This window comes from Serratia sp. GW822-FHT06D09 (assembly GCF_058799515.1).
Genome location: NZ_JBXALO010000014.1, coordinates 44,421 through 57,838, shown reverse-complemented (window position 1 = coordinate 57,838; position 13,418 = coordinate 44,421). Strand labels below are relative to the sequence as shown.

The 13,418-nt window shown below is 43.6% G+C and carries 12 protein-coding genes, 1 other RNA gene and 1 pseudogene; 6 read left to right on the top strand and 8 right to left on the bottom strand.

What is annotated here, in order from left to right; translation table 11 throughout:
• Positions 1-88: 88 nt before the first annotated feature.
• Genes AC1RKG_RS23115 through AC1RKG_RS23105 form a run of 3 tightly spaced genes read left to right on the top strand, consistent with a single transcriptional unit; the run spans position 89 to position 2,276 of the window.
• The gene (locus tag AC1RKG_RS23115; RefSeq protein WP_115058173.1) at positions 89-742 is read left to right on the top strand and encodes a DUF3313 domain-containing protein; all 654 of its coding nucleotides are present in this window, start codon (positions 89-91) and stop codon (positions 740-742) included.
• Positions 743-782: 40 nt separating this feature from the next.
• Positions 783-1,133, top strand: a complete 351-nt coding sequence (locus AC1RKG_RS23110) for a DUF3302 domain-containing protein (RefSeq protein ID WP_046372809.1) — start codon at positions 783-785, stop codon at positions 1,131-1,133.
• 6 nt (positions 1,134-1,139) lie between these two features.
• On the top strand, positions 1,140-2,276 hold the full coding sequence (locus AC1RKG_RS23105) for an HlyD family secretion protein (RefSeq protein ID WP_122080054.1): 1,137 nt from the start codon (positions 1,140-1,142) through the stop codon (positions 2,274-2,276).
• Between the two features lie 245 nt (positions 2,277-2,521).
• Here the strand turns inward: AC1RKG_RS23105 and AC1RKG_RS23100 are convergent, their stop codons facing one another.
• Positions 2,522-2,842 carry a TA system toxin CbtA family protein gene (locus AC1RKG_RS23100; RefSeq protein WP_493183763.1) on the bottom strand — a complete coding sequence of 107 codons (321 nt, stop codon included), beginning with the start codon at positions 2,840-2,842 and terminating at the stop codon, positions 2,522-2,524.
• 67 nt (positions 2,843-2,909) lie between these two features.
• On the opposite strand from AC1RKG_RS23100, the gene AC1RKG_RS23095 reads away from it, so the two are divergent.
• The 3 genes from AC1RKG_RS23095 (at position 2,910) to AC1RKG_RS23085 (ending at position 5,745) form a co-directional block, all read left to right on the top strand.
• Complete coding sequence (locus AC1RKG_RS23095) at positions 2,910-3,266, top strand: hypothetical protein (protein WP_493183762.1); 357 nt, start codon at positions 2,910-2,912, stop codon at positions 3,264-3,266.
• A 588-nt stretch (positions 3,267-3,854) separates the two neighbouring features.
• Entirely contained in the window at positions 3,855-5,045 is a 1,191-nt protein-coding gene (locus tag AC1RKG_RS23090) for a reverse transcriptase family protein (protein WP_493183761.1), read from the top strand.
• Entirely contained in the window at positions 5,032-5,745 is a 714-nt protein-coding gene (locus tag AC1RKG_RS23085) for a retron Ec48 family effector membrane protein (protein ID WP_493183760.1), read from the top strand. The genes AC1RKG_RS23090 and AC1RKG_RS23085 overlap by 14 nt, the downstream gene beginning before the upstream one ends.
• A 186-nt stretch (positions 5,746-5,931) precedes the next feature.
• Here AC1RKG_RS23085 and cap3 read toward each other — a convergent pair whose 3' ends face one another.
• The 7 genes and pseudogenes from cap3 to smpB form a co-directional block, all read right to left on the bottom strand.
• On the bottom strand, positions 5,932-6,363 hold the full coding sequence (cap3, locus tag AC1RKG_RS23080) for a CBASS system CD-NTase/cGAS isopeptidase Cap3 (RefSeq protein ID WP_493183759.1): 432 nt from the start codon (positions 6,361-6,363) through the stop codon (positions 5,932-5,934).
• Positions 6,364-6,403: 40 nt separating this feature from the next.
• Positions 6,404-8,173, bottom strand: coding sequence for an E2/UBC family protein (locus AC1RKG_RS23075; RefSeq protein WP_493183758.1), 1,770 nt, complete (start codon positions 8,171-8,173; stop codon positions 6,404-6,406).
• Entirely contained in the window at positions 8,173-9,474 is a 1,302-nt protein-coding gene (locus AC1RKG_RS23070; RefSeq protein ID WP_493183776.1) for a CBASS cGAMP synthase, read from the bottom strand. The genes AC1RKG_RS23075 and AC1RKG_RS23070 overlap by 1 nt, the downstream gene beginning before the upstream one ends.
• Positions 9,474-10,544 (bottom strand): CBASS cGAMP-activated phospholipase, encoded by a 1,071-nt coding sequence (locus AC1RKG_RS23065; RefSeq protein ID WP_493183757.1) that lies wholly within the window; start codon positions 10,542-10,544, stop codon positions 9,474-9,476. Before AC1RKG_RS23065 ends, AC1RKG_RS23070 begins: the two co-directional genes overlap by 1 nt.
• Before the next feature lie 479 nt (positions 10,545-11,023).
• Positions 11,024-12,264, bottom strand: a pseudogene (locus tag AC1RKG_RS23060) (integrase).
• A 203-nt stretch (positions 12,265-12,467) separates the two neighbouring features.
• Positions 12,468-12,831: a transfer-messenger RNA gene (gene ssrA, locus AC1RKG_RS23055) on the bottom strand.
• 49 nt (positions 12,832-12,880) lie between these two features.
• Positions 12,881-13,363: an SsrA-binding protein SmpB gene (gene smpB / locus AC1RKG_RS23050; protein ID WP_020828274.1), complete on the bottom strand. Its 483-nt coding sequence runs from the start codon at positions 13,361-13,363 to the stop codon at positions 12,881-12,883.
• Positions 13,364-13,418 lie beyond the last annotated feature (55 nt).

Genomic DNA, 13,418 nt, shown 5'->3' with positions numbered 1-13,418 from the left:
CCTGTATTGTCATATGACTTATCAGTCACTAGCGGGTACTATTTCGATTAATTATTTATTGCTTATTAAATTAATATTGGAAGCTATGATGAGAAAAAAACGTGCGGCCATTTTGCCCTTGGTATTCATTCTGGCCGCTTGTTCATCCAAGGTCACCGAAAAAGAAAAGTATTCTACGTTCCTGAATAATTACAATGATATTACCCAGGGGAAATCGGCCTCCGGTAAGGACGTTTTATATTGGAAACAAACTAACGTTGACTATTCTAAATATAAATATTTGGTTTATCAGCCGATGATCTATTTCCCGCGTCCGAAACCCACTGAGATGGTAAGCCAGCGCGCACTTGATAATATCCTAAACTACACCAACCAGCAGTTTAAGCAGTCTATGGCATCCCATTTTATCTTAGAAGATGTGCCACGTGAAAATACGCTTATTTTCCGAGGGGCTATAACGGCTATCGATACCCATAAAAAAGGGCTTCAGGTGTATGAGGTATTGCCAATCACGCTACTGGTGGCGGCAACACAGAGCGTAACCGGTCACCGCACCATGGAGAGCTCTGTGTATATGGAAGGCGAGTTTATCGATGCTTCGACTAATCAGCCGGTTATCAAAGTGGTGCGCAAAGCGTCCGGAAATAATTTGAATAATGAAAAGGCAAAACTCACCGTAGACGATGTTAAAAATGCCATTGATATCATTGCCAAAGATATCAAAGAGTATAAGACAACATAAGCCTCAATGTGTTATTTAGCGTTACCAGCCAGGGTGTAGCATGTTTCTAGATTATTTTGCTTTAGGCGTATTGATCGCCGTGTTTTTGATTTTATTTTACGGCGTGATAATTATTCACGACATTCCTTATTTGCTGGCCAAAAAACGGCAACATCCCCATCAGGATGCCATTCACGTGGCAGGCTGGGTCAGCCTGTTTACCCTGCATGCTATTTGGCCACTGCTGTGGATTTGGGCGACGTTATATCGGCCAGAGCGGGGATGGGGCATGAGCGAGAAAGCCGAACACCCTGAAGTGCTGCAAGCGCGAATTCATCAGTTACAAAGCGAGTTACAGCGAATGCAGATGCCCGTTGCAGATGAAAGCTCGTCGTCCAATAAAGGGTGTTGAAAGGGTATGGATCTCTTAATTATTCTCAGCTACGTAGCGCTGAGCTACGGCGTTTTCAAACTGTTCCGTATCCCCATCAATAAATGGACCGTGCCGACCGCAGTATTGGGCGGCATTTTTATCGTAGGAGCTTTGATTCTGGGGATGAATTACAACCATCCTTATACCTACCGGGCGCAGAAAATCGCTGTTTCGGTGCCCATTGTTCCCCAGGTATCGGGAGTGATTGTCGAGGTTACGGATAAGACCAATGTGCTATTGCATAAGGGCGATGTGCTGTTTCGCCTGGATGATACCCGCTACCGTGCCCGGCTGAACAAGCTGCAGGCAGATCTTGCCAGCGCGCAGGCGGATGTAAGAACACGACAGGCTACGCTAAATGAGTCCTCGGCCAATGTACAGCGGGTTTATGCCGAGTATGAACGCACGCGCCAGGATTATCAGCGTTACGCCAAAGGCGCGGCAATGGCAGTTAACCCTTTCTCGGAACAAGACATCAGTCATGCCCGGCAGCAGTATCAAGCGCAATCTGCAGCGCTGCAGGCTGCCAAAGCTCAGCATCAGCAGGCGCAGGAGCGGCTTTCGGGCCACTACAATGGTGAGGACGCCCGCATTGCCAGCCTGAAATCACAGATTGCGGAAGCGACCTACAATTTGGAACAAACGACCATTCGAGCACCCAGCGAGGGTTATGTTACCCAGGTGCTGGCTCGGCCTGGCACCACCGCAGTGCGCTTGCCGTTCAAGCCGGTGATGATTTTTATTCCGCAGCAAAAACGGCAGGTGGTGGCGGTATTCCGTCAAAACTCGATCCTGCGTTTAACCCAGGGCGATAAAGCCGAGGTGGTATTTAACGGCTTGCCGGGGAAAATCTATGGCGGCTCGGTCACGCGGGTGCTGCCGGTCGTCCCCGACGGCAGCTATCAGGCCAGTGGTGTTATGCAAGGGCTAAACGTTGGCGCTCAGCAGGAGGGTGTTTACGTGATGATCGATTTAGACCCTGTTCCCGCGCTGGACAAATTGCCCGATGGGGTTACCGCACAGGCTGCGGTCTACACCGAGCACTTTGAGCATCTTTCCATCATGCGCAAAGTCCTGCTGCGCATGACCAGCTGGCTGCATTATCTCTATCTGGATCACTAACGACCAGTGGTGCGCTACAGACACAAAAAAGCCCGCAACGTGAATTGCGGGCTTTTTCGTTATTGCCACCGGATCTATCTGGGGTCACCGGCTGGCGGAGTCTGAATTGGTGTTGTAATTCATTGAAATAACTTAGGTAATCTCTAATTCAACTTTTCTTTGGTGCCTATACAGGTGCCTAAAAGTTTTTTCACCCCTTTTTGATGAGAAAAATAAAGCGAGATAGGGAGAAAGACTTGCTCTATTTATGTGTGCACTAATCCGGTAGCTCGCCTGGCTCTGAGTAAATCGATAGTGGTCAGGAATGGTGTCTGCTCTTGCCAGGTGAATCCTTTACGGTCGATGCGCACCAGTTCATAGCGTTCCACCAGGAAATTCACCGCATCAGCAAGTGTGATACCCGCCTCGATATGTTCCTGGATGGCTGAATTATCATGGAATGGTGTGTCGCTGAGCGTAAGACTGTAATGATGTTCCAGTAGGTACGTTAACAGTTGCTGCCAGACCTGAACGGGCGACAGGCGTGGCGAAACCGGCACCGTGGCCGGTACAGTTGAAATATGCATGAGTTGAGTCCCTGATAAAGGAAGAGGAAGGTGTTACCTGGTTACGGCTGACTGGGGATAATTTAGTGTGCCACTACACCTTGTGAGTTACTGGAGTGAATTTGCAGACTGGCCGACACCCGAAACTCACGCAATGTGGGTTGATTTTGCCAAAGAGATAAACCCCGAAGAAGACCAGACATGGATGCTTCGTAAATATACAAGTATAGTCAACTGGAAGGCTCCTGTTCCTCAACCTGGAACACCGCTTCATTTTCATCAAATGAATGGAGTTAATTACATCCTCGCTGAGGATGGCTTCCCTTTAGGAAGCATCGCAGCTGCAATCAACACAGAAAGAAAAGGTCTACTGCGTGTTAAGGTTGGAGATAAGTTGAACGTAGAGCTTGATTATATCGGGCCAAATGATATCAGAGCACGCTAATCTTTCCCTATGAAACTTCGTATGATTTTCATATAAGTGCCTAACCTTACTGGTAAATAATTTCTCAAATGAGGGGGCATTCGAAAATGCCCCCTGCAACACTATAAACTGGTTCAGCAGGGCTTGGTTTGCTTCCTGTACACGATTTCGCTGTCCACGTAGCTCCCTCAGGAACATTATGCTATTCCTTCAGGACCGAACTGGAGGGCACAATGATGGGTACTTCATTGGCTGGGACTGTACGGAAATGACATTAAAAGTTACCTATATTGCTGCATTTTGTGCTGCCGGATATTGTTTCTATCTGTAAACGCTGATAATGTTCATACAGCTCAAGCGCTTCGCTTTGAATGCTGCAACCATGTTATACAAATTGCTAGCTTTGCTTCCTTAGGGAGGCGTCTGGTTTACCAGACTCGATCCGAGGCCCCACCGTCGCCATCGACGGCTGGCGCCGTAGCTGTCGGGCATTACTTACGGTCGTAGAACACAGAGGCTGTTGCTAGCAATGTTTGGTGTATGCATCTCTGTTTTTCTGCACCCTTGATTATGGGGAGACCGTAAGTAACTTTGCCTCTGAGGTTTAATATGCCTTCTGATATCCCAATTAATAAAAGTAGTTCTGGCATTTCAACATTGAATGCACTTTCTAAGACTTTAGGCTTTTCACTTCCTGAGCTGGAAGAAATTAGAAATATACCATTAGATAAAAGATATTTTAAATTAGAAAAACCTAAAGCTGATGGAAGTTTGAGAGTTGTTTATCGGCCTCATCATAAATTGAAAAGATTACAGCGAAGAATCAACTCCAGAATATTTCGTGAGCTTGTTGTGTGGCCTGATTTTTTATTTGGATCAGTACCAAATGACAATGATGAAGAGCAATCCTTAAAAAGGGATTATATTACTTGTGCTGAGCAACATTGTTCAGCGAAATCAATTCTTAAGATAGATATAAGAAACTTTTTTGATAATATACACCGCGATTTAGTTAGCGATATCTTCAATGATTTCTTTAGCATAAAGTCAGAGGCTAATGAGTATATTGTCGATATTTGTTGTGCTGGAGATTTTATTGTGCAGGGGGCCTTGACCTCTAGCTATATTGCTTCACTGTGCCTGCATGATATTGAAACTAAAGTATGTCGAAGAGCCAGAAGGAAGGGATTAACATATACGAGGCTGGTCGATGATATAACTGTGTCGTCTAAAGTTTATGATTTTGATTTTTCTCAAATAAGAAAGCATATTGAAGATATGCTTGCTGAAAAAGATCTGCCTATTAATCCTGATAAGTCATGTGTTCATCAAATTTCTACAAAGCCCCTTTTAGTGCATGGTCTGAGAATCGATCACAGCAAACCAAGACTTCCTTCTGATGAGGTAAAGCGGATTCGTGCTTCTTTGCACAATCTAATAAATAATTCATCAAAAAATAATAATAAGACATCTCTGGCATACAGGGTTGAATATAATAGATGTATGGGAAGAATTAATAAATTAGGACGGCTTGGCCATGAAAAGCATTCTGTATTTATGGGGAAAATCAGAAAGGTGCGACCAATGCCATCTTATAGGGATATCAAAGAGTGCAAGAAAAAACTAAAACGGTTGGAGTATCTTTATTCAAAGGGGTTTAATAAAAGTGAAAAATATTTCAGAGATTTTCAATTGGTAGGGCATAATATATCTCTTATTAATAGAAGTAGCTCATTTTCCATTTTGGCAAAAGAATTTAGAATAAGATTGAATAAGGTTAAGCCTGATGTTGAAAAATAAAATATCCAGCACGGATAAGTTTATAATTGCTGTGGTTGTAATCTGTTTAATATTAGTGGGGATCTTATGCTTTTCATTTTTCAGAACGATTTATGGACTAAATCTTAATAAATTAGATTTTTGTTTGCAAAGTAAATGTATTGACTTTTTTGCAACTAAAATTACCGGTGTTGTTGCGCTCGCTCAATTCTTTGGATGGCTTGTCACATTAATTGCGGTGCTTGGTGGAGCGATTATTGCGTTAAGAACATATGTTACTGGCATAGGAAATAGTAACATCACTAATCACATTGCGCATTTCTCTATGTTTAGAGATTTTGTCAATTCAGAAATTAATAAGAGGAAGAAAATATCCCCGGACACAATAGATATACATATGTGGTATAATGTTATTTTCCCAGAATCCAAGTCTGGAAATTTAATGTACAGTCAAATATATCTTGACCATTTAAATGAAATAAAGGGTGTTGTTGAAGATGCAAACTTTCACATTTCAACTTTAACAGGGAAGTATAAATATCAAACACATCAGCGTAAAATGATAGAATCTCTTTCTAATGTAGGTGTATCTATTAATAATGGACCAAAAAATGTATTTATTGATATGGAATATGAGGCATTTAGCCTTATGGATTCAGTTAATAACACATTTGTCAGTGGTCATTATTTGTTTTGTGCACTTGAAAGGAAATATAATTAAAAAAAGGTAGACATCAATCCTTTAAGGAGTGTGTTAATCTATTAAAAAATAAATTAATATAATTATAATTTCACGGTCATGATTTTTATTGCTATGGAACATGCATTGAGTTATTTTTTTTGATTAATTTGCTATGTGAAATGCTTTATATATTTGAAGATCTAAAATTAGGTTAATCATTGTAGCCTAGCTTTTAATCCTGGTGGCTGTAGGCTTTTCTTTTAGAGGCTTTATATCGTTACCATACTTCTTCCCCAGCCATACTCCTTTCCGTCCTACAATCAACATAAACATAGGTTCAGTTGCAATCAAACCTGTTAGCCATGACTTTATATCAATATTAGATGGCTGAGGTAAATCCTCAGGATGGGTATGCCATTCACCTAAATAAACAAGAAAGCCATCAGAATTTTCAAATAATTCGTTAACTTTTTGTTGATGATGATTGCCTTTTCTCACCATTTGAGTACGACTCCTGATATCATCCTGACCAGGTTCTGAAATGTGAGTAATCACAATGTGCTTTCCTCTGCGTTCTCCTATTAGAACCCCTCCTGCCTCGGTACTGGCATAATGTATTTGTCGATATGAATTGAGTAGCTGCACGACGTCACTCATGATAACAACATGATTTTCAAAATTATCAACAAACACTAATTCATTTATGTTCATTACAAATAGGGCAATTAGATTGACGTGGCAAAAATTGAGGTTTGAGCGAACGTCCCCCCTCAAGTACATGTTCACTGTAAGTCCATTTTATCTTTGGTTCCAGAGTACTTAGCACTGCCATTTGTGCCAAAGATGCAGTTATGCTACTAACCGCAGCATCGTATGGTGTGTAAGTGCTACCACAGCTTTTGCTTTTCTCACTTGATATATCGAGATGGTAAAATCGAGAATCAATCCCGTTGCGGTACTTTTCGGGATTAGAAATCATGCATCCATAACAACTACGACCATCATCGATGAAAACTTTTGATGCCCGTCCGTTGCCATCATTGAATGCATGAATAATAATTGGTCTTTGTTCTGGTGAAATATTCCTTACTAAAGACGCCATGCGCTTAGATACTGGTGGGCGACCTGTAGCATCAATAATAATGTCGTATTTCTGCATTACATCCGTGCTGAGGCAAAACTGTTTTTCAAATCCGACAATCTTCGTCTTTAAATGCACAGAGTCTTGGAGTCTTCTCGCTAGTGAAATGGATTTAGACCATCCAAAATCATGCGATGATAAGGTATGGCGTCCAAAGTTACTGGGTTTGTATAAATCATCATCATAAAGGTGTAGGAAACCTTTACCAAGTCCAGCCCCGTTCCGAAGTAATAACTCCGCAAGATACCCACCAATTGTTCCACATCCAACCAGAGCTATACACCTTTCCGACAGGTTTGCTGCTCCTTCCCGCTGGGAATTTCTACTTAGTAGTGTCTCAATGTCCGCACGAACAATCCCCAGTCTTTGATATGTTATACAAACGTTTTTTCCTCCCAATATTTTGGCTAGTTTGACCGTTGAGTTTTTGGCTGATCTTTTATGTCTTCTAAAATCAATAGAGTTTGTGCAGAACTCAATGTAGATAGCGAAGATATCTTGGTTAAAAATATCAAAGAGAAAAATGTATCTTTTTTTTCCTTCCGCTTTGATGTGGTCGATGACCCTATTTCTGGCATTGTGATCCGCTTTTGCAAGCCAATCCAGTAAGTCTCGAAATGAGGCCGGGGGCCATTTCATGCCAGCAAGGCGGCTGGGGTTTACAGAAATGTAGTGTGTATTAATAAGGTATTCTTTTAACGAATTCCGGGGGAGATACCTTTGCTTAAGCCATTTTGAAATAACACTTTCCATGTCCTCCGGTGACGACTCCTCGACCGTTATGTACTCCAGTCTGGTCGCACCATCAGGCATAAGTGATTGCGACAGATGGGTTTTAAGTCTGGCCCCCCTGTTTGCGTTTGATAATATAAACAGGCTATCGCTGGGTCGCCAATAGGCAGCAAATTCACCTTCCAATTCTCTCTTATCGTTCAGCCCTTCTACAGTTGCTGATACTGAGTTAACTAGTGTTCGGCGTATTTGTGCATCAACTTCTCTAAACGTTTCCTCTAAGTTATTGGAATCCCAGTCTGCCTCCATTTGTTCTACGTAACATAGAAACCCTTCAAGGCTTACATGGGGCATAAGACGGTCTTTGAACTGCTCGGGAAGTTCAAAAATGTAAGCTATTGGTAATTCAGTAAAAGGGTCAGAGTGGGGCACTAAAGCAACATTAAAGTTACCGGCTACAGTCTCGTATTCTTTCGTATAATAGCCCTTGCGGGGATTCTGACTATATAGAATTGCTTTCTCAGGGAGATTGCGGGCTCGCGTATAGCGATACCCGCAGCCTATCATCACTTTATGGAGACGCCCTTCTTCCATCAGCCGCTTACCATCGTTTTGTTAATTTTTGTCGGTGCAGGCTCCTTAGATGGAGCATCGTGAAATGCAGGGGCCGCAGTTATTGATGTGATCAGCGAAGCATTGGTTACTCGCTCTCCAAAGGCTTCATTCATTTTTTGTAATGCATCATCTCTACTGCTTGCACATTCAGCATCAAGGAAAATACCATACAAGCTTCTCATAGTTTCAACGATGGTTCTTTGGTGAAGGTTATGATCGCACTCAGCAGGGAATAGTAACTTTTCATCAGTGTCGTCGGGGCTTTCTAAACCATTAGAGAATTCTTCAGGCAGTAACTTTGCAACGAGTTTCATCGTCCCTGTGAGGTCAGAACCATTGTGATCCTCTTTGTCGAGGATGTTTACCACTGCAGTCATCAGACTGATTGATGATGGTCCCCCAACGTCCCATTGAGCATCCCTCCAGGCCTTCATAAAGCGGCAAACTGAACGGAGGTGCCCGCCGATTCGCTTACAACTGTCGTTAAACCAGTCTTCAACGATTTTAGGATCGCTGATCGACCACCTTCTTTCACCATCACGTAGTGCTAAATTGACTTTGTCAGACTCTACTAAGTATGCCTCGCGCATATCTATGTTCGCTGATAAAGACTCAAACATTGCATCAGCACTCTTTATGAGGTGTGCAGAATCGGCTGCTGTTTGTTTTTTCTGGAATTGTTCTTTCGGGATTGCATACATCGGCACATCGATGTGTGTTTTCTCTCGAGGAATTTTGATACGGCCACAGGTGTTTTTTTCTTCAAACCACCATCCATCGTTTTCGGCTTCTAACGATTTCAGGGAAGTGTCTACAAGAAGGAGTAGCAGGGTATGACCAATGCGCGGTTCGGATTCGAAGACGGTCATGGGCATGTAAGTGCCATCATCAATATCCATTTCTTGACCTGGATGGAAAGGCCTGTTTAACGTATCATACTGAAAGCTTCCCTGAGTCCAGAATCGGGGCTGTAGTTTGATGAAGTCATCACGGGCTTCATCATCCATTTCAAAAATAAGTCGCGCGACTTCCGCTTGATCAGCACCAGAGAGGTAGCGAACATTAGTTTGCGCCAGTTCTAATCTCACTCCCTCGAGACTAAGTGCGTACGTTCTGACATCGATAGCAACCGCTCTGGCTTCCTTAAACACATCTCTCGTTCTTTCACGGACTATTTGTCGTAGCTCTTTCAGTTTCGTTGATTCACTCTTGCTCAGTTTGAGCTTACTGATTAAGCCATCCACATTGTGACTGTAGTAATTGTTAAAATCCCAACGCATCACAGTTTCTCCGGCACGATTGTGCGCTTAAAGGGTTTTGCTGGTGTAGTGAAGAAGTTTTTTAGTTTCGGGTTCTGAGCGAACTGAGTATTAGCGAGTTGCTTTCCCCTTGCACTTAAATTTTGCAGTGAACTCTCAGTGGCATTATCCAGAGTGATATCACTGGCTGCTTCATTGGGAATAACTTCATCTAAGTAGGTGTAGTTATCGAGTGCGCCATTGAGCGTAAGCTCACGCAAAAGCATATTTTTATGAAGATGCTGGTTAGCCGTCATGGTTGTCAGTACAAGTCTTTTACCCATTCCCCACAGGCGGCAGTATCCGTTCCACCATTTTTTGCTCAGTAGCTTAGGACTAAGTGAATACTCTTCACCGACAGTACCAATATTGAGGATGTGAATGTCTTTGTGAGTAACATTAAAGTCAGATTTCATATCCCTGAATACTTCCAGCAGCCCGATATAACTTGGGTTGTTAGCAACCAAACCTCCATCAGCAAAATACGAGTGTAGATCTTCGCAATAGTGTGGGGCAAAGTACGTTGGAGCAGCGGAGGTCGCGAGTGCGGCATCAATCAATTTTAACGGCCCGTCGCGCGTGAAAGCTGGGTTATGCGGTGTTTTGAAAAACTGAGGCTTTCCTGTAGAAAGATTCACTGCTGGGATCATAACTCGTCGGGACAAATCATTGAACTTGGTTTCAGCACCTATCATCGTTTCAATGGTTTCTCGGAGGGGAGAGCTACTGTAAATAGGTGCACAAAGTGACTTAAGCAAGTTGGTCAGGGACCACCTTGTTGGAAAAATGTCATTCGCTTTATCGTTGAACACTTTTTCCAGTTCGCGAGCGCTTTTGCCTGTAGCAAGGCCGAGAGCCAGTATCCCGCCTATTGATGTTCCAGTTATGAGATCAAAATAATCACCAATTTTGATGTCTTGTTCAGAATTCTTGCTGGCGAGTATTCTCTCAATCTCTGCAAGGACGCTGATAGTAAATAATCCTCTGGCACCACCACCATTAAGACTAAGTATGCGCACTTTGTGATTATCCACCGCACTTATATCAGACATTGGTCACCCCCTCGAATAGATAGATATTAGATGTGTCTGATCTGCTAATTTTCAATGTATAAAAAACCAGTATTTCAATAAAAAGTCAAAAAAACCAAAAATACTTATACTGCGATGCATTGCTCTGAGCTTTGTAGATAAGTGAGGATTTAATCCAAAGTCTAAAAGGGGGAACAGTTGAAATGACGGGTGAAGCTTTCTCCTCAAGTGTATGTTCAAAGTAAAAACAAGCTGGAGGCTTTACCTCATATGTGGATAAAGTGTTGTGAGCGTGAAAACTGTTCACGTGGGCTGACCCCGCCCCGCTAGCCGAGAGAAATTTTGTTATCGATGTTTATAGAGTGCTAATGGATTTAAACACCGCTCACGATATTGATGGTTTTTCTTTTTCCTCGAAGGGAGAAAACACGATAAAAAAAGAATAGCGGACTAATAATGCGATTCTTTTTTTGTTGAATTTTGATGACAAAAGATTGCTCTTATCCTACGAGCTTTAATCTTCTAGAACCTACTTCAATCATACTGCCGTTGTCTGCAGCCATCACAAAATCAGCCCACCACTGCATCATTGGTCGTCTCTGCTCAAGATAATCTGTACGGTTATAAGCACGGCGAACCTCATTCTTATCCACATGGGCTAATGCCGCTTCAATAACGTCAGGCAGAAAACCCTGCTCATTAAGGGCAGTACTAGCAATAGATCTCAAGCCATGAGAGACGAGCACACCACCAAAGCCAGCACGTTTAAGTGCAGCGTTTACTGTTTGGCTATTCATAGACTGATTCGGCTTAATACGGCTTGGAAAGATGAATTCTCGATTACCACTTAGTGGCTTCATCATCTCCAGAATTGCTATTGCCTCATCTGATAATGGAACCGTATGATCTCGGTTCATCTTCATTCGAGCTGCTGGGATTTTCCATTCCTTAGCATCAAAATCGATCTCATCCCACCGAGCTTCCGCCGCTTCAGCTGGCCGTGAGATGGTCAGAAGTTGCCACATGAACAAACATCGAGTAGGCAAAATAATGTTGGCATTTCTCATTGTCTGCATCACTTGTGGTAGCTGATCAGGGCGGATGCTCGGCATGTTCTTTTTCTGCGGTTTCTCAAAGGCTTTTCCAATATTGACACTGGGACTGCATCAATAAGGCCTGTGTTTTGGGCATAAATCATGACTTCATTGATACGTTGGCAAAGACGACGGACTGTTTCTAACGCACCTCTGGATTGAACCGGTTGGACTGCCTGAACCAATGTATGAGCTTTAATATCCGTAATATTGATCTTGCCAATTGCGGGGAAAACATCTCTTTCAAGTGAGCGCCAAATATCATGAGCATAGTCCTCTGTGACACTGGCTTTCTTGACGTTCCACCAACGCTCGGCAATCAACATGAACGTGTTAGTTTTGGCCTCTTGAGTGCCTCTTGACAGCTCCTTTTGATGCTCTTGTGGGTCGATATCTTTTGCCAATAAGGCTCGAGATTCAGCTCTGAGTTTACGTGCATCGGAAAGCGAGACGGCAGGGTAGGCACCAAAGCTTTACTTGGTTCTCAGCTTTGTTAGAGGCCGATGGTAACGGAATTGCCAGAGTTTGCTTCCACTAGATTTGATTAAGAGCGTCAACCCATCACCATCGTAAAGTTGGTAATCAGCGTCTTTAGGTTTGGCGGCTTTGATTTCCGTATCGGTTAACGGCTTGGTTTTTCTTGCCATGGGGAGTCTCCATGCGTTTAGGCCCAACGAAAACAATAGAGCTTTTCGTTGGGCCTATCAATGGGCCTAAAAGGTTCGGATTTAATTAGTTCTCTTCGGACTTCGCGGGACAAATTGAAGGCACAAAAAAGCCCGCAGGGCTTATGCCATGCGGGCTCTTTAGACTTTATCGGATGACTCTGGTAATCATCGATTGAAGATTTTGGTGGAGCTGGGGGGATTTGAACCCCCGTCCGAAATTACTACACCGTCGGCACTACATGCTTAGTCCAATCTTTACATTCGCCGGTCAGCTGCGGATGGACACGCCACTAACAAACTAGCCTGATTGGATTTAACGCTTCAGCCCCAGGCAGGACATCCACGCGATCTCTTTTGGGTTTGACCTCTCTTGATCCCCGTCCTAAGAGCGGAGGCTAGGGAGAGAGGGCTCTTAGCAGGGTATTAAGCTGCTAGGGCGTAGTTTTCGTCGTTTGCGACTATTTTTTTGCGGCTTTTTACGAGGCCAACCGCCCCTCGGCATGCTCCTAGGGCTTCGCAAATCCCGTCGAATCCAGAATCAGCCCCAAGTAACTTTGTGCAGTATACCAGAAGTTTAACCCGTTAAGCCAGAGGCTTATCGGTTGGCGTGCTTCATGATACGGGCTTTCGCCGTCTGCCACTCACGATCTTTGATATCATCGCGCTTATCGTGTTCTTTCTTGCCTTTGGCTACGCCGATTTTGACCTTGACCCAGGCATTTTTCCAATACATGGACAGGGCAACAACAGTATAGCCTTCGCGGTTAACGCGGCCGAACAGCGAGTCCAGCTCGCGCTTGTTCAACAGCAGTTTGCGGGTACGTGTCGGGTCGCAGACCACATGCGATGAAGCCACGCTGAGTGGCGTGATGGTGGCGCCAAAAAGATAGGCTTCACCGTCACGGAAGGTCACGTAGCTGTCGCTGAGGTTGGCTTTGCCGGCACGCAACGATTTGACTTCCCACCCTTGCAGGGACAGGCCCGCCTCGATTTCTTCTTCAATGAAGTATTCGAAACGTGCTCGCTTGTTTTGCGCAATGGTGGCTGAACCAGGTTTGTGAGCTTTTTTCTTTGTCATAGTGCGTTCATTATACTGGATGCGTCAGCGAAAGAAATCCTTTACCGCTCAGCAC

Coding starts and splice junctions, on each gene's coding strand:
- AC1RKG_RS23115 (WP_115058173.1), top strand. CDS start 89: ATGAGAAAAAAACGTGCGGCCATTTTGCCCTTGGTATTCATTCTGGCC.
- AC1RKG_RS23110 (WP_046372809.1), top strand. CDS start 783: ATGTTTCTAGATTATTTTGCTTTAGGCGTATTGATCGCCGTGTTTTTG.
- AC1RKG_RS23105 (WP_122080054.1), top strand. CDS start 1,140: ATGGATCTCTTAATTATTCTCAGCTACGTAGCGCTGAGCTACGGCGTT.
- AC1RKG_RS23100 (WP_493183763.1), bottom strand. CDS start 2,842: ATGCATATTTCAACTGTACCGGCCACGGTGCCGGTTTCGCCACGCCTG.
- AC1RKG_RS23090 (WP_493183761.1), top strand. CDS start 3,855: ATGCCTTCTGATATCCCAATTAATAAAAGTAGTTCTGGCATTTCAACA.
- AC1RKG_RS23085 (WP_493183760.1), top strand. CDS start 5,032: ATGTTGAAAAATAAAATATCCAGCACGGATAAGTTTATAATTGCTGTG.
- cap3 (WP_493183759.1), bottom strand. CDS start 6,363: ATGAGTGACGTCGTGCAGCTACTCAATTCATATCGACAAATACATTAT.
- AC1RKG_RS23075 (WP_493183758.1), bottom strand. CDS start 8,173: ATGGAAGAAGGGCGTCTCCATAAAGTGATGATAGGCTGCGGGTATCGC.
- AC1RKG_RS23070 (WP_493183776.1), bottom strand. CDS start 9,474: ATGCGTTGGGATTTTAACAATTACTACAGTCACAATGTGGATGGCTTA.
- AC1RKG_RS23065 (WP_493183757.1), bottom strand. CDS start 10,544: ATGTCTGATATAAGTGCGGTGGATAATCACAAAGTGCGCATACTTAGT.
- smpB (WP_020828274.1), bottom strand. CDS start 13,363: ATGACAAAGAAAAAAGCTCACAAACCTGGTTCAGCCACCATTGCGCAA.